Consider the following 23,525-nt stretch of genomic DNA (forward strand, 5'->3'; position numbering starts at 1 on the left):
CTAGGAATAGTATACTTTTTCCACTTTATATAATGTATGCTCGATAGTTGGGCAGAGATCGGCATCTACTTTATAAAATTTAACTCGAAAGTATAAACTTTTCAGAAAGTTCTTTATATTATTTTTTTGCCTAAAGGCAGGAAGAAACTCTGAATTTCTCTCCACATCACCAAAACCTTGAATCCATTGCTCTACATAAGTCTGACTAAGTATTTTTCTATTTAAAACACTAATTATGGGTCTTACCATTCTCTCATCTTCCCCATCGGAGTAAATTCGATCTGTTATGATCATCTTTTCATAAACCAAATGGAGAATCGTTATGAGGTCATTGTTATCCAGTTCGGAACATTGAGCTAAATCGTCTAAAGCATCTGCTGCATGGGCTATGGCATGAGCCCAGCCCTTTTCTTCATCATACCCGCGGTAATCTCGCTCTTCTTGTACATTGTAAAATACTTTCTCTTTTATCAGATGAATTTGCTCTCTTGAGAGAAATGGTGATTCTCTATGTCTTTCTAAGACGAGTGGTATGACTAGCATTGAGAAAGATCGAGTAAAGACAGCATCTGTATTTGTTTCACCAAGCTTAAAATGCAAATGGTTATGATCCAAAATAACTGGAAGAAGTTGTTCTAGTTCATTTGCAGTTAGAGAATTACCAGGAATCCAGTGTGATAAGATTGTATAAATCAGATCATCACGCAGCTCGGCATCCACAGAACCGATGTTATGTATCATTTCTTGTATCAACTGGAATGTATCGGGAGGTGCTTGGTAGCCATTTTCTTTTATTACTATCAACTTTTCTTTTAAATTCATTTTACACACTCCTACTAGAATTTTTCCGTATACAGCGTAATAACGCGACAATTAACAGAGATATTAGTTTGGAAAATGTCACACTATCCTTTCGGGTTGTCGGCATTTATCATGGTACTATATATAGTATTAAGGGCAAACTTTTATGGTTAAGCGACACCCTTTCTACATTCTAGAATAGCCTATTCAATAACCAACCAAAGGTGGTACGAAAATGAACCAGAAACTAGAAACAACAGATTCTAAGCGTCGTGTTCTCCCCTTTAAAGGGGTCCTCAATTTCCGAGATATGGGCGGATACACCACCGCAGATGGCCGTAGAGTCAAATACGGTTTGTTTTTTCGATCAGCCGAATTAACAGGAATGACCGATCAAGATATAAAGCTCTTTAAATCACTTGGAATTAAGACCATATTTGATTATCGGGGAATAGAAGAAATTCGTTTAAAACCAGATCCAGTCATTCCAGGAGTTAATAACATTTGTGTACCTGCGCTAAAGCAAGAGGTGCCTGGAGACATGAGAGATGTGGTTCGTTCTGGATTCCTTGAACATTTTACGACAGACTTCTTGGTTAATATGTATTTGGATATGGCCTTTAATAACCCTTCCTTTAAGCGACTTATGGCAACCATTATGCTTCCAGATGAATTCAGTATCCTGCATCATTGTGCCGGCGGAAGAGACCGCACTGGCGTAGGATCAGCATTCATCTTCCTAGCACTTGGGGTTCCAAGAGAGACGATTATAGAAGACTATTTGCTCTCCAATCAGACACTTGGTCCTTTGAATGAGCAAATAAAAAAGCAAGCCTCACAGCATCTGTCACCGAAGGAAGTCGATACTGTTATGGCTGCGCTTATATTACGCAGAGAATTCATGGAAGCCATTTTCTCTGCCATTGACGCGCGTTATAAAAGTGTAGAGATTTTCCTCGAACAGGAATTCGGCATGACTGCTGATAAGCGCAAGCAGCTACAAGCCTACTGTTTAGAAGCTTAACAACTTATTGAGCTATGGACTAATTCATTAAGATAGCGATAAAAGTATAAGAAGCGTAGCTCTTTAAGAGCTACGCTTCTTTCCATTTAATACTGACGTTCTTCCTCGTAGGATACAAACAACATTCTACGCTGTACATCCATCAACGACTTAATCACCCAAGTTGCGATCACGGCAACGACGAGTCCCGCTACAACATAAGAAATGTATTGCTGAGATAATGTCCAGTCGATATTAAATAAAGCAAACACACTATTCTCCAAAATGTTCAAATCCATCGTTTGCAGGAAAATCTGATGAAGCACGGGTAGTGTAATCAGACCTAACGCAGCTGCTACCACAGTTATCGTTAGTGAAAAGAAGATAATACTGGATACGAATCGTCCCATAATCAGCATGATGTTACGTGCAAACTTTGCACCATCAAAACCTAACTTCATTCGTTGCAGGAAGCCTGCTCCCTCTTGCTTCATATCTGTTCTACGCTCTTCACTCGGTCTAGGGATATCCAGCAGTGATCTTACTAGGTCTTGCTCAAATTTCACAATGTAATCTAACCCTTTAGCTACTGCGAAAAACAAGGGTATACCGATGAAAACTGGTGTTAAAGCAATCGATAATGCTAATCCTGTCACCATAAACACGAAATATACAATCGTAATCGGCAAAGAGATTATAAAATACAATATACTCCGATAGGTCTTGGGACTTGATCGACGTTTGCCTGGTTTAGATTGTGATTTCGATTCTACGGGAATCTGCATGGAATCTACCGCTCCGATCGGCATTGTATACAACTTATCGTTCATTTCTTATGTCCTTCCTCTCACGTTATCAATTAATCTTATTATACGTGAGAAAGAGAAGGCTCAAAACAGTCTTAGGACCGGAGTCTTACCAGACTAAAGGCTAGGATGGGTTTAGACTGGAAATAGCCACAAGCCCTAGTTTATCCCCCCTTCTCTACCATTCGAAGCAACTCATCTACAACAACTTTCGGCTGATAACTATGAATATAGTGAGAACTGCCCTGTACGATGATTTGCTTGCCAGAGGTGGACCAAGCGGGAAACTCCGCTTGACTGTCCTTCCATGATCGATCTTCATCCAGCTTGCCAAAATAGTCAGCCGTCAAAACGGTAATGGGGATATGGAGTGGCTTCCCACCAGTCATGACGACTTCGGCATTCTCTCGACTTAGTTCTAACTCATTCACCATGTTCCTGTTTCCAATCTTGAGTAAGGTACCTTTACGATTTAGTGCCTTTAGCCCCTCAGGCAAAAGCTTATCACCATTACTTTGGTCAGATACCCATGCCGCGAATCCATCGAAATGATATAACATCCGCAGAATACCTGTCGTTCGGAGTCCCTTATATATCCAAGGAATAACGGTTAGCTCCGGGCTTTTTTTATAATATTCTGGACTTCCACCATCAATAAACACAATCCCCTTCACTTCCTCCGGGAAGCGCTGTGCGTACCGAATCGTTTCTAGAGCGCCGAGTGAGTGACCGACAAATAAATAAGGTGGCTTCTGTTTGGAGACTTTAAGGAGCTCATGAATTTCGTCTGTAATCGTATCGATATCTCGTGGTCTGTCCGTCGCATCGCTGAAGCCGTAACCGAAGCGATCATACACTGCAATTTTTACGTGCTGCTTTAGTCCTTCATACAAAGGATAAAAATCAGCATACGGATTTACCGATCCCCATCCAGAAGCGAAGACTACTGTAATATTGCCTTCGCCTTCCGTATAAAGGTGCATCTTGTTGCCCTCTACCTCATACAGTTTTCCAACGGGTCTATAAGCTTTTCTGTCTTGTGTTGAACCATACCATTGATACAAGGCTCCAATTCCTATTAGCACCACCAGTAAGAGGAGAATACCTAACACCATTTTACGAAACCGCCTCCACATGTTCTTCACCTCCCCTTCAGCTATTCCACAAAAAAAGTACGTAAGTTCTACGCACTCCATTGTTCAAACTATTCTATAAGCCCAGCTTATTCCCCTTCTCGAGCCGCACGATCTGCTGTTCTCCGCTATCTGCCAGCTCTCTAAACTGGTTAATGGTTTCACGCATTTTAGGAAGAGCTTCCTGCTTATACGTACTGATCGAATCTAAAGCGGATAGCACATCTGTAAATGCCTGTTTTAATGTATCTACTGAAATGCTAGATTCTAGGGATTGCTTATGGATCGCCGCCCCCTGATCTTTCAACATTTTTGAGGTGCCGCTTATTAGCGTGTTGGTTGTTTGATTTAGGAGTTCAATCTTTTTCAAAACAATTCGTTGATTATAGAGTGCACTGGCCACCGTAACGGAGATTTTCAGGGCAGAAACCGTAACATTTCTAGCTCTGTCCACCCCTCTAATTAGCTCTTTATTATTTCGTATAACCACCTCAATCGCCATAATTCCCTGCTGATTTACTACCAGCATCTGTTGCAGATCCATCACACGCTGCCGCAGAGGAAACAACACCTCCTCCGTTATGAACTTTACTCTTTCTTCAGACTCATTACGTAGCTTGGCTGCATCTAGCTGAGCCTCAATCTCCTGATCCATCAGCATTCCTAGCTGAATTTCTTTCTGCAGTTTTTTAGTGAGCTCTCTAAGCGATTGCTGCTCAAACTCTAATGTAGTGTTATCATTTTTCAATACGGTTTTGCCTTTATCTAAAGAAATGATAATATCTGAGATTACAGCATCTGCTTTTTGATACTTCGCAAAATAACTCCGCAATGGGTTAAAGAACTTCCCTAGAAGACCACTTTTGGCAAAATCCACTGCGCTTGGGTCTAAATCTTTCAACTGGAGGTTTAGTTCCGTTAATCCTTTAGCTACTTGCCCGCCTTCATCCCCCGTTTTTGATAAATTCCCTACAGAAACTTGCAAAAGAGAGTTCTTGTCTGAAGACGATCTCATGGTGCTCATCCCGAAGCTGTCTATGGATTGCAGCACTTCTTTTCGCTTATCCAAAGATTCTAAATCCAGCTCCAAAATCGTCGAGACATTGGTTATCGCCATTTCCTTCAGTTGTGTTACTTCCTGTGGCTCAGGTTTAACCTGTTCTTCAATCGCTGATTTCAATTTTTCCGGACTTACCACTTCCATCGTAAAAGACATAGAACCCCTCCTAAAAGTTGTAACTTACATTTGGACATTGAGCAGGTTTCCGATTTTATAGACTACGTCATCTGTATCCGCGTTGATGTTAGCCGCTTCATTAATACTTGAAATGCTCTCCAGTGCTTTAATATTTGCGTTGTAGCCAATGGTGTAAATCGGAATTTTATAGGTTTCAATTAAGCCCCTGATATCATTCAGTGAATGACCTTCATTCGTTTCTCCATCACTTAATACAAAGATTAAAGGTTTGATTTCCGGGTTTATCTTCATTTCGTCTTGAAGCATTTTGAGTGCCACCACAATTCCATCAAAAGTCGCTGTCCCCCCATTCGCCTGAAGACTATCTATTGCCCCAACAAACATCGACTGCTGATTCGTGTCATATTTGCCAATTGGAAGATTTATCGTAACGTTATCGGAGTAGGAAACAAAACCAATACTATTATCTTTGCCTAAGTATTTCTGTCCTGTTAATAATGATTGCTTTAAACGATTTAAAGGCTCACCGTTCATGCTACCTGAGACATCAGCTACAAATACTGCCGCAATGGGTTTATTGCCGTTTTTCTTCTCCTTCCACAGCTTTTGAGCCGAGGATAAAAGACTGCCATCCACTGGATTAACCTCCGAATGATAGTCATTCAGTCCATTAAAACCTTTTTCCTCACCCAAACGCTGATACTTATCCTGTTCAACAAACTCCGCGAATTTCTTAATAATGTCCAGCTTCTCTTGTGGAAGATCACCTAATGCGTAAAGGGGGCTGTCATGCCTTACACCAAAAGGAGTAAATACATAACTACCCTTTAGTTCGGGGGCATTTGCGTAAATTTGGTACTCTAATACAAAAGCATCCAGCTTCCCCGTTTTAGCCGCATCACGCATTTGTAAAGTAGTCGAGGCGATAAAAGGTACATTCGCTTGGAATTTCTCAAAGCCCTGAACCGCTTGCTCTCCAAGCAAATCAGAGCTGTCAAACGTCCCAAGTGCAGTCACAAGAAAATTCAAACCTGTTGAGCTGGCAAAAGGATCTGTGTAACCCATAGATAATTCATTATTCGCTATCGCATCAGTAATCGTCTTAACGTTTAAAGAACCATACTTTTCTACTAACTCATCATATTTCGTTTTATTCGTGACAATACCGGCTACATTACCAATAAGACGATTGGTTATAAGCTGCGTATTCATTCCGTTCGCTTTTACCATCTCACCCCATAACTCATTGGATGGTGTAAACGCATCTGGTATATATTTACCAGACCTTATGTAATCCGTCGCTGTTCCTGAAGCAATATTGCGAATTTTTACTGAAACAGGTAATCCGTTCACGTCTATATTGGAACTATTAAAGTCTGTCGCCACTTCATTAAGCCATCCATCATTACCCGTTCCTGATTTCTCTGTGGATGAAAAGATTTCGACAAAGCTATCCGTTGTATTGGTTACTGATATAGGAAATTTAGAAATATCCGGTAAGGAATCACCAATCGCTACAGGATCAAGGTCGATTTGTCCTTTAACTTGCTCCGCGATATTTACGTTAATTTTTTTATAAAGTTTTTCCAGCCGCTTTCCTGCATCTTCTGACGAAACCTCAGTAGTGGTTTTACCTAAATTAGATGTTAAGGTGATCCCAAAGTACACAAGAGCAAAAACTACAACTGTAATAATTCCGAGGACTAAAAATGTTCTCCCTTTCCTAGCCATTCGCATCTTCCTTTCATTGCTTATAGAATTTCGTCTGTTTGATCAATTCATCGATCTCCTTCATACAAGGCATATCTTCAACATCTTTATAATTCGTACTGTCTAAAAGCGATATTTCGAGAAGTAATTGATCTAACTTCAGCAAAATCTCTTCGTTTGCACCGAGATAACCTGTTACATAAGCCAAGTATTCATTGTATAGCGCTGTTTTTTTCTGCACCAATTTATCCGAGAACTGCGCAGGTCTCTGCTGACTAGCAAAAAGGGAGAATTCCGAAGCGTCAAAAACACTTAACTTATTAAGTATCCCTCGGATATTCAGATAGAAAAGCTTCTCTACTTCATAACTGACCGCACCAAACTTCTTGAAGCTTAGCTCCGACTGCTCAAATCTCTGACCAAGGACAACCATTAATGTATTTTTCTTCTTTTCCATTCGAGTGACCTGATCCAAAGCCAGCGTAATGTCCTTCTTCAGCACCTTTACATTTTTGTATTGCGTGAGCGCTGCTATATAATCCTCATGCGTCTTTATCTCTTTTACAGGTGGAACCACCGAAGATTTAAACAGTAAATTATAACTTCCATAAAGGACAACAAGAAGACTAATCACTACTAATGTCACGCCAAAGGAAGTCTCTAGAACGCTTACTCCCCCAATTTCGACCCCTAATAACCCTGGTGACAAAACGATAATATTCAGCAACACCACGCCAACTATAAGTCCTAATAGCTTTACGGATCTCGCACCGTTCAACATAAACACCTCCCTAACCGATCCGGTAACTTTTTCCATCATTTGCTTTATTTTATCAGAAACTAACTCACCATACTCCTTTTATTTACAAAAAAAACTAATTTTCCGCAGATGATCTCTGCCCCTCGTTGATTCACTTCTATATATATGGAAATATTTCTGTGATTACATCCCTAATCACAAAAAAACCTTAACAGGCCCCAAGCCCATTAAGGTTAAGTAAACTTATTTATACCCAAGCGTCATTCGAATAGCCTCGTTGCTCCCAGTATCCTGTATGCTCTCCCTCGATCAGTTCAATCCGGTTCAGCCACTTCACTGACTTGTAGGCGAACATTTTGGGGACAATTAGCCGAACTGGTCCACCGAGATCGCTCGGAATCGGTTTCCCATCATGCATCACCGCGACCATAACATCGTCCATATCCGCCTGCTCCAGCGTAAGGGTATCTGTATATACTCCATCCCCTGAGTAGAACTTCACTGTCTTTGCAGTGGACTTCACACCAGCCAGTTGTAGAAGATCCTTCAGCTTGATGCCCTCCCAGGTATTCTTATAGACGGACCAACCTGTCACGCAGTGAAAATCACTCACTTGAACCGTCCGTTGCAATCGAACGAATTGCTCCCAATTCCATGTAAAGCTCTGATCAACAAGACCATCCAACTTAAAGGACCAATTATCGTTCGTGAACTCAGGAATAGGGGTTACAGTATAAATACGGAATTGACCCTGCGACCCACCTCCAAGAGGCGGTGACGATGCCGCCAGTGGCTGCGGTGCTGGCAACAGCTGATTGCGGTCATTCTCGATTAATTTATCGATCGTTTCGCTGCCACCGATGTTTCCAATCGAGCTGCCTAACCATTTTACAAATGAGGGTCCGATTGTAAGGGCAAGCCCTACACCGATCGTCCCTCGAATGAAAGCTCTACGTGTATAGACTGGCTGAGGAGTATTCTGAGATGTTGTAATAGCACTCCCCTCGCTCTTGATGGTCCGACGATTCGGCTCCTTCAACCACTTCACACGAGTCAATGAGTGATAGATAATGTAAGGCAGTCCAATCCAAGTCAGGACATCATGAACGACCAATGCAAGATTAGATACTTGCGGTCCTACCGTACGAAACTGCCATAACAATACACCAGAAACGAACCACCCAAGCAACAGGAAGAGCACAACAAGTACATTGAACCGCTGCCAAGGTTTTTCCTTTAGCTGTTTCCAATGTTTACTGGCCAGCAGAAGATAATAGATCACTGGAAGGATAGATGCAATTCCTACCACAATATGCAAGCCTTTAATCCATACCCTGCCTTCACCGAGGAAACCTCGCCAGAAACCGCCTACTAGCACAAGCCCAGTCAAGGCCAATATCACGACGATCCAGCCGTTCCAGGTGTGAAGTGCACGCAGCTTTTTCCCGTATCCCTTACGTAGCCGACCAAGCAAATCACTCATAGCTTAGCCTCCTCCTCATATGAATGATCCCGCATCCGATTAAATTTAGTCCAATAAGGTTAGAAAGGACTTTGATGCAGCAGAGAGTGGAACCCCTCGAAGAGTCGCTATCCCGATGTTACGCTCTGGAAATGGCGGATCTAAAGGGATTTCTACAAGCTCCCCACTTTTTAATTCTTCCCTTACATAATCACGAATAACAAAAGCTAGACCAAAGCCACGCAAAGCGAACTGAACAAGAAGATCTACACTGCCTAGTTCAAACTCTGGTGTTATCGTCATATGATTGGAGGCAAGAAACCCATCTATATACTTTCTTGTGCTGCCTCCTGGCTCCAGGAACAACAATGGGTACTGCTTGATGTTTGAAAGCGGCATCGTATTATCCGCTAAATGACGGAAGCCCTTGCCTCCTACAAGACAATCTTGGAGCTGTGTACTCTTACGAAATTCAATCTGCTTGTCAGATGCCGGTAAGCTTACGATGCCGAAATCAATTTTGCCTTCTTTTAAAAGCGTGAGCGTTTCCGGTGTTGTTCGATTCGTAATATGAATACGTACGTTAGGATATTGTTCATGATATTGCTCGAGATAAGATAACAAGTAATATTTGCAGAGGGTATCACTTGCACCGATATGAATCTCCCCACTATTTAAATTGTTCATTTCAGCAATCGCTCGCTCACCCATCTCCACATTCTGAAAGGCTTGCTCAATGAATCGCAGCAGTACTTTTCCTTCTGTTGTTAGATCCACCCCTCTAGAGGTACGGAAAAATAAGGGGCCGCCCATCTTTTCTTCCAATTGCTTAATCGTGTGACTCACCGCGGGTTGTGTGATATTCAGCCGTTCTGCTGCCGCAGTTAAGCTGCCTGTTTGTGCTACCCAATAAAAAGAGCGATACCATTCCAAGTTGATGTCCATTCCCAAGTCATTACCTCACCTTATAATAGATATTACATATATCAATTTTTCTAATGTTATATCTAGCATTATACTTAGAGCTGTAGCCAATCACAAGCTTGGGAGGTAATCACGTGACCGTAATCGCAATTGTAGGAGCTAACTGGGGAGATGAAGGCAAAGGAAAAATGACAGATGTACTAGCCGCTCAATCATCCTATGTAGTTCGTTTTCAAGGTGGAAGTAATGCTGGGCATACTATCATTAACCAGTATGGAAAATTTTCGCTTCATATGCTGCCTTCTGGTGTATTTTACCCTTCAGTTACAAACATTATTGGACCAGGAACAGCTCTTGATACAGAAGTATTAGTAAAGGAATTACAAGCATTAGCAGATAGAGGGATTCCACAGCCGAAGTTGTACGTGTCTGAGCGTGCTCAAATCGTACTCTCGATCCATCGTTTGTTTGATGAGCTGGAAGAGGAACGACTTGGGTCACAAGGGTTCGGTTCAACCAAACGAGGAATAGCGCCATTCTACGCGGATAAATATGCGAAGCTCGGGATACAAGTTGCAGATTTGTTTGATCCCGCCCGACTTGAGAAACGTCTCGAACAATTACTTGCTTCAAAAAATGTATTGCTGGAGCATTTATATAAGAAAGCCCCTATCCAAGTCTCTGAATTAATGGCTCAGTTGCAAAATGAAGCTGCTCAATTGGCACCATACGTTGCCAATACAACAGAAATACTACAAGAAGCTTATGCAAAAGGAGAAACGATTCTACTTGAAGGGCAATTAGGCGCTCTGCGCGATCCTGATCACGGTATATACCCTTACTCTACCTCTTCATCGACACTTGCCGGATACGCACCTGTCGGCGCGGGTCTACCTGCGGCTGCCATCACGAATGTTATCGCTGTAACGAAGGCATATTCCAGTTGTGTTGGTGCCGGACCTTTTGTATCTGAATTAGAAGGCCCTGTAGCGGATGAACTTCGCACACGAGGTGGCGATGCTGGGGAATTTGGAGCAACAACGGGTCGTCCTAGACGTATGGGTTGGTTTGATGCAGTAGCTACACGCTATGGTTGCCTGATGCAAGGTGCAACGGAGGTTGTGCTGACCAATCTGGATGTTCTTGGTTATTTAAATGAGATTCCGGTTTGCGTTGCCTATGAACTTGAAAATGGGGAAATCACCGACAAGTTTCCAGCAACAAATAAGTTAAACACAGCAAAACCGATAATAACGTATTTATCTGGCTGGAACTGCGATATTTCCCATATCACAAACTTCGACGAGCTGCCAGAGCAAGCTAAAAGTTACGTAGACTTTATTGAAACGTCTATTGGAATACGTATTTCTACTGTTTCTGTGGGACCTAGACGTGATCAGGTTATTCATCGTACGCTGAAATAATTTCATATCAAGCATAGTGTGAAATGTATACTTTCTTATATTTCAAAATAAGGATGCCTAGTTGTACCTACATGCAAAATGCATATAGCTGCAACTAGGCATCCTTGCGTTACTCTTTTACACCAACACTGCATCCACTTTCGTCTGAGGCGCCTTGTCACAACGCTTACAAACCTTAACGACTGATCCGTCCGTTTTTCTTTTTGGATAAAGCAGTTTGATCCGTGTGCTCTGACAGACCGGACAAGTACCCCGACCCCTGGATGGTAAACTCCACAGTGCATGTCCACGTTTTGACTTTGCCATGAATAAACCCCTCATTTCGCTCAATAAATAGTCAACATTTCATTCTGAAAGTGCTTCTTTCAAAAGATATGCTTCAGAGACAGGCTCTATGACTAAATCAATGATGAGGCGTTCGAATATATGAAAAGGACGCCCGATGATGAACCTGAAGGCGTCCTTTGATTTAAAATGAAGTTATAGTTCCCCTACATTAATTTGTGTAAATCATAGAGACAACACCATTTGTAAAGGTTACGTAATTATAATTTCTATATTGCCAAGTCTCAACTGTAATTCCACTGCCGGATAGACTTGATTTATCAATTGGAGTGCCCCAGCTTAATTCTACTTGCTGCTTCGTCATCCCTGTCGAAATTGTACCCGCCTTGATTTTGGCCCAAATCGCATTAGACCATTTATAGATTTTGGTAGGATCAGACGTAAAGAAATACTCTTTGTTTGCCAGATCGCGAGTGACCTGATCGTATTCCATATCATAAGAATTCACAATTTTACCTGATGCCAATTGAAAAGAAATCGAAAACTCATTATCGTCGTTCACAAGAATATCAACAATCGTTGCTTTTTGGAATTTATAGTCGGAATCATACTGGTTGAACCAATAAGTCTTTCCGATTAGCTTGGCGAGGTCACCTTGAGATTCTCTTTTGGATATTTTTAACGTATTTTTTGTGTACGCAAATAACTCAGCTTTACCGAAATTGATGTTCAAAGACTCATAATGAGCACCAAAGTCCAATACTGCTCCCAATGCTGTTTTTAAGAGGGTAGCAGGGAATACTGCTCCTCCATCCACGGTTTGCACTTTACCACTCATTTTCACCTTATTCCCATTCACCATAGCAATATCGCTGCCCAGTTGAAGCTGAATAGGCAAATCCCCTACACGAATACTAAAAGTCTTAGTGGCTGTATTCGTCTGAATAGTTGCACCTAAACTCTTAAAGGTAGTTTGTACAGGCAAATACATCGTGCCATTGATTAATACACCTGTTTCGATGTCCTTATCAGCACTGATAGATAACTTTAACGTTTTGGAATTAGCTCCTGAACGTACGGTTACATTTGTTTCGCCAACGGCTAATGCTTTTATTGAACCATCAGGCAGCTTTTGCAATAAGTAAGGCTTCTCAATAACCATATCTGCTTGAGACAGTGGAACACGTTCGGATGAGCCATCTGGACCTTTTGCAAAAATCTGCACTGGAACCTTGTCACCAACGGTCATCTCCGTATAGTCCATCTTAAAGATTAGATCATCGTTGTTTTGAGTCGTAGTCTCTACTTGTACACTTGTATCTGCTGCCTTCGCTGTATGAATTGGACCAAACATAGATACTGCCAGCGCTGCAGTGATGCCCCATTTAATCATTTTCATTTCCAAAATCCCCCTCTAGTAAATAAACCAATATTACTTTATCACAATTCCACTAATTTTGTAGATAAAAATGGAAGGTTGTTAAGCTTATATTTTTATAATGTGTAAATATTATGAAAAATAAAGGGAATTACATGGATCTACAAGAAGTTACAAAGTACGTATAACAGAGTCTTTGTAATCGTATTAGGCGGTAGCAACTGAAGAACAATTAAAACTTAAACTAGGAGTGCTATATTCATGGAAATAGTATCGAACCGATTAATTTTAAGAGATTATACAAGCAGTGATTCTTCTTTTTATGAAGAACTAGAACAAAATCCCCTCTCCTACAAATATGAGAACACTGCACCTGATGCAAAACAAATTAAAGATGACTTCCTTTCGATCTTGTCTCAAGCAACAAGTGATCCACGGCAATATTATGATCTTGCAATATGTACAAAGCTGGATATGAAGCCCATCGGTAATGTCAGCATAAAGTTAAACTGGGAAGAAATCAGTGAATGGGAAATCGGTTGGGTCCTACTCCCGGACTATTGGAAAATGGGATATGCAACTGAAGCCGTGAAGTCTCTGATAGGGTATGCCTTTAGCTCTCTTAATGCACATAGGGTTGTTGCATATGCCAACGCCGAGAATGTGCAATCTGAGAATGTAATGATTAGAGCAGGAATGTTAAAAGATGGGGTTCTTAGGGAGACTAGATTCTGTAATCAGCAATGGTGCAACGAGATCGTCTATTCCTCTTTAGAGCAGGAGTGGGCTAATATTTGATGGTTTAAAACTGATTAGGGAAAAACTCCCTATAAAAAGTCGATATCCGCTAATAATGAATGAAATTAGGGAATTCCTCCCTATAAATCAGGATAATTCCTTTGATTCTCATCAAATCAGACGAATTTAGGGGAGGTTTTCCCTAATTATAAGTCTGGCAACCAATATTCTCAGAATTAGAGGGAGAAATTCCCTAATTGTTCTATTGAAACTTCACTTGGAACTTCACTCGGATCATCATTTGGAACGTCATTTACAGGATAACAAGAAGAGCCGCTCCCAAGTAGTACAAAAACTACTTTTGGAACGGCCTCTTTTCTTTACACTATCAACTCACGTATAACTTCAACCTCATCCCTGCTCATTTCAACGAATCCAAGGGATGTATATAAGTTCGAAGCACGTTCGTTCTCTATTCGATGTCCAATAACGATTTTGTCGCAGTGATATTCCGCTTTTATAGTGCGAATCAAGGCATCCATTCCGGTTCTACCGAATCCTCTATTCTGATATTTCTGATCAATCATAAAAGCCATAATCCAATAGCTTCCGTCCTCAGGATCAACGGCATATACTGAGAATCCTACCAATTCTTCATCTGCGCATAAAGCCAACGGAGTCATTCCGCAATAAGCCGATTCTGCTAACCAATAGACTACTGGTACAGGAAAAACCGTCTTTTGCTCATTGGACACCTCTAATTGCGTACAGGCAAACCAGTTATTCTCAGTGATTGTCTTCAGCGCAATATGTGGATGAAAGCCATCCCGAATACGATCACAGATTCCTTCTAATTTTGATTTTAGCTGTAGTGCCCATTCCGGACAAACAGAAACGTCCAAATTCTCTAAACTCCGTAGTAACCTAGCGAATCCATATAAGTCAGAGAATCTTTGGAATTCTGGCAATAGCTTAATATAATCATCATCCACCCGCTTTACAGATCTATAGCCATTAATAAAAAGATCGATGTTCTTCTTGCTCTCCTCATCATTCTGCTTGGATAGATCTCTTAACGCTGATGTGATATCCATCGCAAACCAGTGATACATAGAGTCATCAAAGTCGATCGCACTATATCGAGATGTCTCTTTCATATAAAAGATATTGTCTGTCTCAAAATCAAAATGGATCAGCCCCGTATGCCCTACGCCAAAAGAGAGCTCACTTAACCACGCCTCAATTCGTTCATATTCCTTAAGCGCTTTATGCTCCTCGGGGTGTCTTCTTAATACGGATAAAATAAATTGAAGCGAATCGACCCAGCTTTTACGCGCGGGTGTGCTCGGAGCATAAGTCTCGGATAAATTATGCAATCTCGCGAGCGTTTGACCCCAATGTTGGAACTGCAGCTCCGACATCTCTTCAAGTGGAACGTACTCCCCTTGGGCTTTTTCAAAAACAACCCCGTGATATCTACCATTTCCAGTTGAAAGGGTCTCAATCCACTTCCCTTGCTTGGAGCGTAATGGCGCCACGGTCTCATAGCCCTGTTCCAATAAGTACATCATAAAATCTAGTTCAGCTTGAATATTCTCTGCGCTATTATCCTCTTCGTGAGTAAACCTTAAATAATAGTGCTTACTATTCCATTGAAACATATAAATAAAATTGCTACTTGCTCTCACAAGCTTCAAAGTTCCAGGCTCATGATTCCAATACTTGATCATCTCTTTGGCGGGTAGATCGTTCTCTGTTCCCCGTACCAAGTTCATTAAATTCATCATTTCCGATAGTGCCTCCCGTAGTCATTGAGAGGTGTTCTTCCCTTACGAATACTGACCTCTCTCGGACTTCATTGTGGTGTTGTTGGTAATCAAACATCATCACTCCTTATAAACGGATTAGGGACCCCAGAAAGATTCGATCTTTACTCTCGTCCCCTTTAACATTATCGGTAAATTATTCTATTTAATCAAGAGATTTAGATAAAGCCTTCATTACTAGATGAAAGGGATGGGACTCCGTACTCCCAGATCTGTAATGCCGCACCGATCATTCCACAGAAATTGCCACGATAGGCTGCTTCAATGCGGACGCCTTCCAGCATCGATGGCATCGTTCTCGTAGCCACTTCTCTTCTTATTCCTTCGAATAATAGCTCACCTGCTTCAGCCACTCCACCACCAATAACAATAACCTTTGTGTTAAAAATATGAATAAACGAAGCGATAGCTGAACCAAGCGCAGCAATTGTTTCTTCCATTACTTCTGTAGCTAGACGGTCTCCTTCTCTCCATCTCACGATCACGTCTCGTGATTCTAAGTTATCAAGTGGCTCATTGTTTAAAGTTAGTTTTTCCCGCATTCGACGAGCAATGCTTGTGCCTGACGCATAATGTTCTAAGCAGCCTCTCCCTCCACAAACACAAGCAGGTCCTTTGAAATCTACGGACAGATGCCCCAACTCTCCAGCGCCACCCCAAGAACCATGGACAAGACGACCCTCTATAACAATGGCTCCACCTACACCCGTACCAAGTGCAAGACAGATAAAATCGCTCACACCTATACAAGAACCTAGATATTTCTCTGTTAATGCTAGTACATTCACGTCGTTATCTACGATTACTGGAAGCTGGAATTGAGTCTGAAGTAACGCTTTCAAGGCTGTCCCAGCATAGCCAGGAATAAGCTCAGAGGCTGAGCGAATACTCCCCGCCTCCCAATCGATTTGTCCTGCCGTTCCTACACCAATCCCTTTAAACTGAATGCCTGCATGCATCGCTGTAACCTCATTCATTAGCTTTTGAATAGCCTGAATAGCTCGGTCCACGGTCTTCGTGAACCCAGCCTTTGTGCTCAGACTTACAGTATGTACTACGTCACCCTGTGGTGTAACGAGTCCAGCATTAATTTTCGTCCCCCCGATATCCACTCCGACAGCATATTCCATTAGAGGATCATAATCTTCTAACACGGACTCGCCTCCTTAAGTCTCAGCAATCGATCACGGCTTTGACATATCGTGAAGTGATCAACTGTGGCCTTGTAATCGCACTTCCTACAACTACATAAGATGCCCCAGCCCTCTTAGCGCTCGCCGCATCTTCCGGTGTCCATATACGCCCTTCTGCAACTACGGGAATCTTCACGAACTCGCATAACTGCTGAAGCAAGACAAGATCTGGTCCTTCTTGTTGTGTGCTGTATGGTGTATAGCCCGAAAGTGTTGTACCAATAAAATCTACACCTAATTCTTCCGCTGCCAGTCCTTCCTCCAAAGTCGATATATCTGCCATTACAAGCACACCCATTTGATGGGCATATGTGATTAAAGGCTTAACCGACGCTAAGCGACCTTCCCGATTCGTAACATCTAATGCAACAATATCCGCTTTAGCGGACACGATTGCTTTCACCTCATCCAGAGTTGGCGTAATAAATATGGCTGATCCGGGAATATCCCGTTTAATAAGTCCAATAACCGGTACATTTACTTCTTCTTTAATCGCTAGAATATCTGGAACCCCATTCGTGCGAATTCCAATTGCCCCTGATTGAACCGCCGCTCTTGCCATTTTTGCCATTGTATCCCCACCATGAAGCGGCTCATGCTCAAGTGCCTGGCATGAAACGATCAGACCTTTCATCGGAAAGATATCGCTCATTCGAGTCATCATAAACCCTATCCCTTCGCTTCAAGAATATAATCTAATATTCTATTGTTCAAAGCTTTCACCCGATCCTGATCCGAAGCCTCGATGGGTAGAAGAGGCATTCTCGGTTGGCCCGTTTCAAATCCACGCAAACTCAGAATTGCTTTGCATGCACCATATAATGATGGAAAGGATAATAATTCTACAATGAGATCATTGATAATGAACTGCCATTTCTGCGCCTCAGCCATATCGCCTTGCCCATAACATTGTTCTACTTTTAAAAATAGCTCGGGCATAACCCCGTAGGTTCCACCAATCCCACCATCTGCCCCAATGCTGCGGCCAGCTAAGTACTGCTCATCTGGTCCATTCAATACAAGAAAATCATTTCCACCTGCTGCCTTAAACTGCTGAAGCTCAAATGTACTTTCTGCTGAAATCTTCACGCCAATCACTTTATCCTGCGCGGCCATCTTCACTAACAAGCTTTTAGATAATTGAAAACCTGTCGTTTGTGGGATGTGGTAGATAATAAATGGAAGTGAAGTACTATCAATGATCGCCTGCCAATGGCTTTCAACACTGTCCGGAGACAAACGGTAATAGATAGCCGGAACAGCCGATACCGCATGTGCGCCAACTAATTCAGCATGTACAGCTAGCTCAACACTGTCTCTTGTAGATGGGGCACCTACATGAGCAATGATCGTAAGCTCATCTCCTACTTCCGCTATAACTGCTTCGAGCATTTGTTTACGCTCTTCTACCGATTGCAGCATGCCTTCGCCTGAGCTTCCGCCAACATAAAGACCTTTCACACCTGTAGAAGCATAATGACGAGCTAATTTGCGTGCCGCTTCTTTATCTATATTCCCCTCAGCATCATAACTAGAGTACAAAGCGATAATAATGCCTTTAAAAGCTTCAAGATTATATGATTTCATAGATAATAGCCTCCATCGTTTAAATCACTATTGTTAATTTACGTTGTTATGAGAATTGTTAACCCTTAACAGCACCCATAGTAATCCCTTGTGTGAATGCCTTTTGAAACATTAGGAAAATCGCAATCATAGGAATAGAAGCTAACGCAGCACCTGCCATAAGCAGTCCATAGTTCGTTGTGAATTCGCCTCGAAGTGTCGCAACCCCAAGTGGCAAGGTCATCATCGAAGTAGATCGCGTCATGATTAGCTGGCTGAAATAATCGTTCCATGAAGTAATAAAGGTGAATATAGCAAGTGCACCAACTGCTGGTTTCAATAACGGTAAAATGATCGTTCCGAACAATCGAATTTCCGAGCTGCCGTCAATTTTTGCCGCTTCAATCAACTCTCCCGGAATCGTCTGCGCGAACTGTTTCATCAAAAAGACTCCAAATGGCCAGCCAATTGCCGGTAAAATAAGTCCTTTATACGTATTGACCCAACCAAAGTCAGCTAACATCGTAAACAACGGAACGAGAATAACTTGCTTAGGTAATGCCATAGCGGCAACAAACATCGTGAAGATAATTCCTCGTCCTGGAAATGATTTCTTTGCGAGAACATATCCGGCGCAGGAGGAGACAATACAGATCGCAGCCATTTCTGCAAAAGCAATAATAAAGCTATTAAACATCCAGCGTTCTACTGGATTCTTAAATAATTCTGTCCAGTTCTGTAACGTCGGCTTTAACGGAAACCACTCCGGTGGGATGGTCGTTGCCACAGTTTGAAGTTTAAAGGCCCCCGACACTACCCAGTAAAAGGGAAATATAAAAAATAATGTAGCCAAAATCAATAGGATTGTAGCGATTATTTTTGGAATCGTTAATTCTTTTTTCCATGCGCTTACTTTCTTAGACTGGATAATAGGTGCTTTCAGTTCTAATGGATTCGTAGAATTCATGATGTCCCCTCCTTAATACTCAACATCGCTGCCAAAGTATTTGAATTGAATGATTGAAATGATCCCAATTACAATTGCGAGTATGACGCCCATTGCAGAGGCATATCCGAAATGACCTAGCATAAAGGCTTGTTCATATACACCATACATAACAGTTGAAGTGCTATATACAGGTCCACCTGAGGTAAGGAGTTGAATCAGTGCAAAACACTGAAAGGTATTAATCGTGGTTATCACGATAATATATAAGTTCGTTGGCATCAGCATCGGCCATAATATTTTCCGGAAAATTTGCCAAGGGGTTGCTCGATCTATCTCTGCGGCTTCAATATAAGAGGTAGGAATGTTACCAATGGAGGCCACATACAAAATGATCGGTTGCCCTACAGAAGTCGTTATTAAGACCACGATAATTGCAAGTAAAGCGGTTCTTGTATCCCCAAGCCATGAAACAGGCTCCATTCCAAATAAACCCGTCAAATAATTCAGAATTCCGTAGTTGGGATGGTAAATCCAGCCCCAAACGACTGTAATACTTACGACCGAAGATACGGCTGGCAAGTAGAACACACCGCGGAAAAACGATCTAGCAAACTCTTTTTTCTTATAAATATTCATGGAGACAAACAGTGAAAAGATAATCACGATCGGTACGGTGATCACTACGAGTAATAAAGTATTTCCCATGGACTTCATGAAATTATCATCTTTAAATAATGAAATATAATTATCGAGACCAATAAAACTAAAATCTCTCAGCGAGTAATCAAAGAAACTAATATAAACCCCTTTTATCATTGGGTAGGCTACAAACAGAAGAAAAAATCCAAACGCTGGTAATAAGAAAAGATAACTCATCATCCAGTCACGTATCACATAACCTTTAATTTTGCGTACCGTTGTCCCCACAACCTTCTCCCCATTTCTCTGATGAAAAATAATGATATTTATAGGTGCGTAGCTTTAAAATTTTCATTTTTTTAAATAGAATAGAGTGCTTCCCGCACTCTATTCTTTTGAACACCATTCACTATTTATTTCATAGCTGCTTTTGCTTTAGTAATAGCTTCGTTAGCCTTTGTAGCAAAACTATCCAAAGCTTCCTTGCCGGTTGCGCCTCCAGTTAAAGCACGTTGTAATTCAGGGAACCAGAACGTACGAATATCTGCATATCCATCAGCAATCGTTGGTGCATCTGTCGTAAATTTACGTGCATATTCAGCGTATTTATACTCTGGATCGTCATAAAGACCAGTAATCGAATTACGAACCGAGAGACCACCTGTTTGAATCAAGTTTTTCTTACCCCATACAGGATCATTAGCAATAAAATCAATCAGCTTTTTGGAAGCTGCAATCTTAGCTTCATCCCCATTGTTAAATACAGCCATACCGCCCAGATATGGTTCAAGCTTTGGTTCTGAACCATCTAGTGTAGGGAATGGAAGGAGAATATCTTCGAACTGTACCATTTTTTTAGATACGTTCTGTGCTTTTAGTACAGCGGAATAGTTAAGTGTAAAGGCCAATTTACCTTGCAGGAACAAATCGTTCACGTCAGCAGCCGCAAGTGAAGCTGCACCAGAGACACTGAGTTTATCTTTCGTAGCTTGGACAATCCAATCTAACGCTTTAGCAGCATTATCAGTATTGATAGCGACTGCTGAGTTATCTTCATTTAAGAATCGGGATACACCTAAGTTAGCAAGATAAGCGCGAGTGCCTTGGTCTCCAGCTTGGCTCTTCGCGAAGAATCCTGTAGGAATAACGTCCGGGGCCTTTTCTTTTACAGCTTCCAACGCCTTTTTATATTCTTCAAACGTCCAAGTTCTATCTTCCTTATCCAAAGGTAGTAAATCTAGAGCGCCAATCTTTTCAAAAATAGACTTATTAACAGCCATCATAAAAGGCGCTGTGTTGATCGGGTACATAAAGATGTTGTCGCCTACACTTGACTGCTTCCAAAAAGCTTCTGAAATATCATTCTTCACTTCATCAGTCACCATGTCGTTAAGCGGTGCAAGCAAATCCTTTTTACCCCAATCGATAATCCGTCCAGGTGCATCATAGATCACATCCGGTGCGGTATTCGAAGCAATTGCGACATTCAGTTTTTCAGGGCCGCCTTCAAAGGTGATCATCTCAAGGTTTACTTTAATTTCAGGATTCTTCTCATTAAAAGCTGCAATGATTTCCTTCTCATACTTGCCTACTTCACCATCTAAAGCTTGAAAGCTCGGAAAATTCCACCAAGTAATTTCTACTGGTTTAGCAGCAACCTCAGTTGCTGCGGGCTCAGTCTTGTCAGCATTATTACTTGGTGTAACCGCTGAATTCGCTGTGTTCGTATTTCCACATGCAACTAACTGTGTACCTAAAAGTGCGACACCAACAATACTCATTAGCCCTTTTTTCATTGCTTTCATATGCTACCCCCAATTATTTTTTGTGGAATAAAGTACTGCTCTCATTCCTTGCGCTAATCATAAATCAATTGTAAATTCAGGAGAATCCCACTCCTTTTACTTTTAGGGTTCATTTCTGACATATCCCTTCAATCCACCCCTCTTCAATGTTATAATACATTACATATTCCACCTATTAACAATTGAATTTATATTTTTTCACTTTTCCGCCTTAATGTAACCCTTTTAATCTTACATCTAATGGTATTCTCTTACGAGTGATCCACTATAATTCTAGTCTTCCGGAGGGATTTCATGTATAAATTGATGATTGTAGAGGATGAGCCATTAATACGAACGGGCTTAAAACATTACTTTGCTTGGGAGGAGCTTGGGGTCCACAGCATTATTGAAGCAGAGAATGGCAGAGAAGGAATGACCACCGCGCTACGCGAGAAGCCCGATTTGGTGATCACCGATATCCGGATGCCAGAAATGGATGGGCTTCAAATGATTGAACAGATTCGCAATCTGCTTCCTGATACATTATTTATCATTTTGACAGGATTCAACGATTTCGAATACGCTCAGAAGGCTATACAAGTAGGGAATGTACATGCTTTTTTGCTTAAGCCTTTGGAATATGAAGAAAGCCTTCTAGTAATACAAAACTGTATGAACAAGCTTCATCTAAAGCGGCAAGACCGATTAAAACGTTCTAATCTGGAAGGGGCAGAGCTTGTAAAGCTGTTGCTAGAGGAAGAACATTCAGTAATAGATGATGCTATTATCCATGAACTATGTAATTTCAACAGTAACTACTATCTTTATCTCCCCTTTGTTTTGACTGGCATTCCTATGAGAGAAACGCGCACGCAATCCACCCTATGGATGAGAGAATATGCGGAAAAGTTCATTCATTACGCAGTGGATGAGTATCTCCATGCCTCTACACCGCACTCTATTTTTACATATTCATCTAAAACAAAGCTCTATGGTCTTATTGTATTGGGATCTCCGTCTTCTACTGACAACTTCCCTCTTCAAACTCAAGTACAGATACGAATCGATCAATATCTGAAGGCGCTTACGCTAGAACATCATCTAGGCCTCTATTTAGTTATAGGTAAGACGACGGAGAACCCTGCACAAATACATACTTTGCTGCACGATTCCGATCGAATGTTATATCAACGCTTCTACAAGAGAGATTGCAGGTTATTCTATGTGCCACAATGGATAGAAAACTCAAATTCTCAGAAACCATCCTTAATTCAACTAGATGAGAATGATAAGAAACGGATGATCTCCTGTATCGAAAGTTCTAACGAAATAGAGACGCTCCAGCTGATGCACCGCCTGGCTCAAGATATTTTGAGTAAAACCGATGTCTCTTCTCCTGATTACTGGCTCGCATTTCTTCAGGAAATCATAAGTGTTATAATCCGCTTCGCCAATAAAAATCACATCCATATCGAAGGTGTGTACAGCGAAAAGCTCCTGAACCTTACCTTTGTGGATGATTTTAATTCGCTTGAGACGCTTTTTGACTGGCTTGGCAGGTGGATGATTCATTTAGGGATTGTTTATACCGAAGGATTGACGCACAACCACCAACAGGATGTGATCATATTCGAGCATATTAAATCCTTCATTAAAGAAAATATTGATCAAGAAGTGACTCTGCAGATGGTAGCAGATCGATTCTTCTATAATCCGTCTTATTTAAGTCGCCTGTTCAAACGAAAACTCGATAAGAACTACATGCGATTTGTAACCGAGATTCGGATGGAATATGCGCAGGAATGCTTAAAAAAACCGGAGATTCTAGTGACCGATGTCTGTACGATGTGTGGTTACAAAAGCTATAAGCATTTCGTTAAAACCTTCCGAAGCATCACGAACATGACACCATCAGACTATAGAAAACAATCAGGCTGGTGACC

General features: G+C 41.5%; 21 protein-coding genes. 4 read left to right on the forward strand and 17 right to left on the reverse strand.

Annotation, left to right across the window (positions count from 1 at the left end; all coding sequences use genetic code 11):
* On the reverse strand, positions 1–822 hold the full coding sequence (locus MKX35_RS21615; protein WP_076299393.1) for a DUF2785 domain-containing protein: 822 nt from the start codon (positions 820–822) through the stop codon (positions 1–3).
* A gap of 214 nt (positions 823–1,036) precedes the next feature.
* Here MKX35_RS21615 and MKX35_RS21620 point away from each other — a divergent pair, with 214 nt between their 5' ends.
* Entirely contained in the window at positions 1,037–1,825 is a 789-nt protein-coding gene (locus MKX35_RS21620) for a tyrosine-protein phosphatase (protein WP_076282822.1), read from the forward strand.
* A gap of 86 nt (positions 1,826–1,911) precedes the next feature.
* Here MKX35_RS21620 and MKX35_RS21625 read toward each other — a convergent pair whose 3' ends face one another.
* From MKX35_RS21625 to MKX35_RS21655, 7 genes are all read right to left on the reverse strand, one after another.
* The gene (locus tag MKX35_RS21625) at positions 1,912–2,634 is read right to left on the reverse strand and encodes a sensor domain-containing protein (RefSeq protein ID WP_076299394.1); all 723 of its coding nucleotides are present in this window, start codon (positions 2,632–2,634) and stop codon (positions 1,912–1,914) included.
* Positions 2,635–2,774: 140 nt separating this feature from the next.
* Positions 2,775–3,746, reverse strand: coding sequence for an alpha/beta hydrolase (locus MKX35_RS21630; protein WP_076282824.1), 972 nt, complete (start codon positions 3,744–3,746; stop codon positions 2,775–2,777).
* A 73-nt stretch (positions 3,747–3,819) separates the two neighbouring features.
* Positions 3,820–4,959, reverse strand: a complete 1,140-nt coding sequence (locus tag MKX35_RS21635; protein WP_076282825.1) for a toxic anion resistance protein — start codon at positions 4,957–4,959, stop codon at positions 3,820–3,822.
* A 24-nt stretch (positions 4,960–4,983) separates the two neighbouring features.
* On the reverse strand, positions 4,984–6,672 hold the full coding sequence (locus tag MKX35_RS21640; protein WP_076299395.1) for a vWA domain-containing protein: 1,689 nt from the start codon (positions 6,670–6,672) through the stop codon (positions 4,984–4,986).
* Between the two features lie 13 nt (positions 6,673–6,685).
* Entirely contained in the window at positions 6,686–7,432 is a 747-nt protein-coding gene (locus MKX35_RS21645) for a hypothetical protein (RefSeq protein ID WP_305953483.1), read from the reverse strand.
* Positions 7,433–7,658: 226 nt separating this feature from the next.
* Positions 7,659–8,894 carry a molybdopterin-dependent oxidoreductase gene (locus MKX35_RS21650; protein WP_076299396.1) on the reverse strand — a complete coding sequence of 412 codons (1,236 nt, stop codon included), beginning with the start codon at positions 8,892–8,894 and terminating at the stop codon, positions 7,659–7,661.
* 45 nt (positions 8,895–8,939) lie between these two features.
* A complete protein-coding gene (locus MKX35_RS21655) occupies positions 8,940–9,818 on the reverse strand; it encodes a LysR family transcriptional regulator (RefSeq protein ID WP_076299499.1) in 879 nt (292 codons plus the stop codon).
* A gap of 113 nt (positions 9,819–9,931) precedes the next feature.
* On the opposite strand from MKX35_RS21655, the gene MKX35_RS21660 reads away from it, so the two are divergent.
* Positions 9,932–11,221 (forward strand): adenylosuccinate synthase, encoded by a 1,290-nt coding sequence (locus MKX35_RS21660; RefSeq protein ID WP_076299397.1) that lies wholly within the window; start codon positions 9,932–9,934, stop codon positions 11,219–11,221.
* A gap of 117 nt (positions 11,222–11,338) precedes the next feature.
* On the opposite strand, the gene MKX35_RS21665 is transcribed toward MKX35_RS21660, so the two are convergent.
* Positions 11,339–11,527 carry a hypothetical protein gene (locus tag MKX35_RS21665; protein ID WP_076121390.1) on the reverse strand — a complete coding sequence of 63 codons (189 nt, stop codon included), beginning with the start codon at positions 11,525–11,527 and terminating at the stop codon, positions 11,339–11,341.
* A 190-nt stretch (positions 11,528–11,717) separates the two neighbouring features.
* Positions 11,718–12,905, reverse strand: coding sequence for a stalk domain-containing protein (locus MKX35_RS21670; protein WP_076299398.1), 1,188 nt, complete (start codon positions 12,903–12,905; stop codon positions 11,718–11,720).
* A 240-nt stretch (positions 12,906–13,145) separates the two neighbouring features.
* Here MKX35_RS21670 and MKX35_RS21675 point away from each other — a divergent pair, with 240 nt between their 5' ends.
* Positions 13,146–13,682, forward strand: a complete 537-nt coding sequence (locus tag MKX35_RS21675; RefSeq protein WP_076299399.1) for a GNAT family N-acetyltransferase — start codon at positions 13,146–13,148, stop codon at positions 13,680–13,682.
* A 320-nt stretch (positions 13,683–14,002) separates the two neighbouring features.
* Here MKX35_RS21675 and MKX35_RS21680 read toward each other — a convergent pair whose 3' ends face one another.
* The 7 genes from MKX35_RS21680 to MKX35_RS21710 form a co-directional block, all read right to left on the reverse strand.
* Positions 14,003–15,409 carry a GNAT family N-acetyltransferase gene (locus tag MKX35_RS21680; protein ID WP_256716291.1) on the reverse strand — a complete coding sequence of 469 codons (1,407 nt, stop codon included), beginning with the start codon at positions 15,407–15,409 and terminating at the stop codon, positions 14,003–14,005.
* Positions 15,410–15,606: 197 nt separating this feature from the next.
* On the reverse strand, positions 15,607–16,602 hold the full coding sequence (locus MKX35_RS21685; protein WP_081382856.1) for an ROK family protein: 996 nt from the start codon (positions 16,600–16,602) through the stop codon (positions 15,607–15,609).
* A 19-nt stretch (positions 16,603–16,621) separates the two neighbouring features.
* Positions 16,622–17,305, reverse strand: coding sequence for an N-acetylmannosamine-6-phosphate 2-epimerase (locus MKX35_RS21690; RefSeq protein ID WP_143759417.1), 684 nt, complete (start codon positions 17,303–17,305; stop codon positions 16,622–16,624).
* Between the two features lie 5 nt (positions 17,306–17,310).
* Complete coding sequence (locus MKX35_RS21695) at positions 17,311–18,228, reverse strand: dihydrodipicolinate synthase family protein (protein WP_076299400.1); 918 nt, start codon at positions 18,226–18,228, stop codon at positions 17,311–17,313.
* A 58-nt stretch (positions 18,229–18,286) separates the two neighbouring features.
* Positions 18,287–19,174: a carbohydrate ABC transporter permease gene (locus MKX35_RS21700; RefSeq protein ID WP_081382857.1), complete on the reverse strand. Its 888-nt coding sequence runs from the start codon at positions 19,172–19,174 to the stop codon at positions 18,287–18,289.
* Positions 19,175–19,186: 12 nt separating this feature from the next.
* Positions 19,187–20,083 carry a carbohydrate ABC transporter permease gene (locus MKX35_RS21705; protein WP_427468745.1) on the reverse strand — a complete coding sequence of 299 codons (897 nt, stop codon included), beginning with the start codon at positions 20,081–20,083 and terminating at the stop codon, positions 19,187–19,189.
* Between the two features lie 125 nt (positions 20,084–20,208).
* Positions 20,209–21,600, reverse strand: coding sequence for an ABC transporter substrate-binding protein (locus MKX35_RS21710; protein ID WP_076121384.1), 1,392 nt, complete (start codon positions 21,598–21,600; stop codon positions 20,209–20,211).
* 294 nt (positions 21,601–21,894) lie between these two features.
* Here MKX35_RS21710 and MKX35_RS21715 point away from each other — a divergent pair, with 294 nt between their 5' ends.
* Positions 21,895–23,523, forward strand: coding sequence for a response regulator (locus MKX35_RS21715; protein WP_076299401.1), 1,629 nt, complete (start codon positions 21,895–21,897; stop codon positions 23,521–23,523).
* Positions 23,524–23,525: the final 2 nt, after the last annotated feature.

The sequence above is a fragment of the Paenibacillus sp. FSL R5-0923 genome (assembly GCF_038009145.1).
Lineage (GTDB): Bacteria > Bacillota > Bacilli > Paenibacillales > Paenibacillaceae > Paenibacillus_AQ.

Coding starts and splice junctions, on each gene's coding strand:
- MKX35_RS21615 (WP_076299393.1), bottom strand. CDS start 822: ATGAATTTAAAAGAAAAGTTGATAGTAATAAAAGAAAATGGCTACCAA.
- MKX35_RS21620 (WP_076282822.1), top strand. CDS start 1,037: ATGAACCAGAAACTAGAAACAACAGATTCTAAGCGTCGTGTTCTCCCC.
- MKX35_RS21625 (WP_076299394.1), bottom strand. CDS start 2,634: ATGAACGATAAGTTGTATACAATGCCGATCGGAGCGGTAGATTCCATG.
- MKX35_RS21630 (WP_076282824.1), bottom strand. CDS start 3,746: ATGTGGAGGCGGTTTCGTAAAATGGTGTTAGGTATTCTCCTCTTACTG.
- MKX35_RS21635 (WP_076282825.1), bottom strand. CDS start 4,959: ATGTCTTTTACGATGGAAGTGGTAAGTCCGGAAAAATTGAAATCAGCG.
- MKX35_RS21640 (WP_076299395.1), bottom strand. CDS start 6,672: ATGGCTAGGAAAGGGAGAACATTTTTAGTCCTCGGAATTATTACAGTT.
- MKX35_RS21645 (WP_305953483.1), bottom strand. CDS start 7,432: ATGTTGAACGGTGCGAGATCCGTAAAGCTATTAGGACTTATAGTTGGC.
- MKX35_RS21650 (WP_076299396.1), bottom strand. CDS start 8,894: ATGAGTGATTTGCTTGGTCGGCTACGTAAGGGATACGGGAAAAAGCTG.
- MKX35_RS21655 (WP_076299499.1), bottom strand. CDS start 9,818: ATGGACATCAACTTGGAATGGTATCGCTCTTTTTATTGGGTAGCACAA.
- MKX35_RS21665 (WP_076121390.1), bottom strand. CDS start 11,527: ATGGCAAAGTCAAAACGTGGACATGCACTGTGGAGTTTACCATCCAGG.
- MKX35_RS21670 (WP_076299398.1), bottom strand. CDS start 12,905: ATGAAAATGATTAAATGGGGCATCACTGCAGCGCTGGCAGTATCTATG.
- MKX35_RS21675 (WP_076299399.1), top strand. CDS start 13,146: ATGGAAATAGTATCGAACCGATTAATTTTAAGAGATTATACAAGCAGT.
- MKX35_RS21680 (WP_256716291.1), bottom strand. CDS start 15,409: ATGATGAATTTAATGAACTTGGTACGGGGAACAGAGAACGATCTACCC.
- MKX35_RS21690 (WP_143759417.1), bottom strand. CDS start 17,305: ATGATGACTCGAATGAGCGATATCTTTCCGATGAAAGGTCTGATCGTT.
- MKX35_RS21695 (WP_076299400.1), bottom strand. CDS start 18,228: ATGAAATCATATAATCTTGAAGCTTTTAAAGGCATTATTATCGCTTTG.
- MKX35_RS21700 (WP_081382857.1), bottom strand. CDS start 19,174: ATGAATTCTACGAATCCATTAGAACTGAAAGCACCTATTATCCAGTCT.
- MKX35_RS21710 (WP_076121384.1), bottom strand. CDS start 21,600: ATGAAAGCAATGAAAAAAGGGCTAATGAGTATTGTTGGTGTCGCACTT.
- MKX35_RS21715 (WP_076299401.1), top strand. CDS start 21,895: ATGTATAAATTGATGATTGTAGAGGATGAGCCATTAATACGAACGGGC.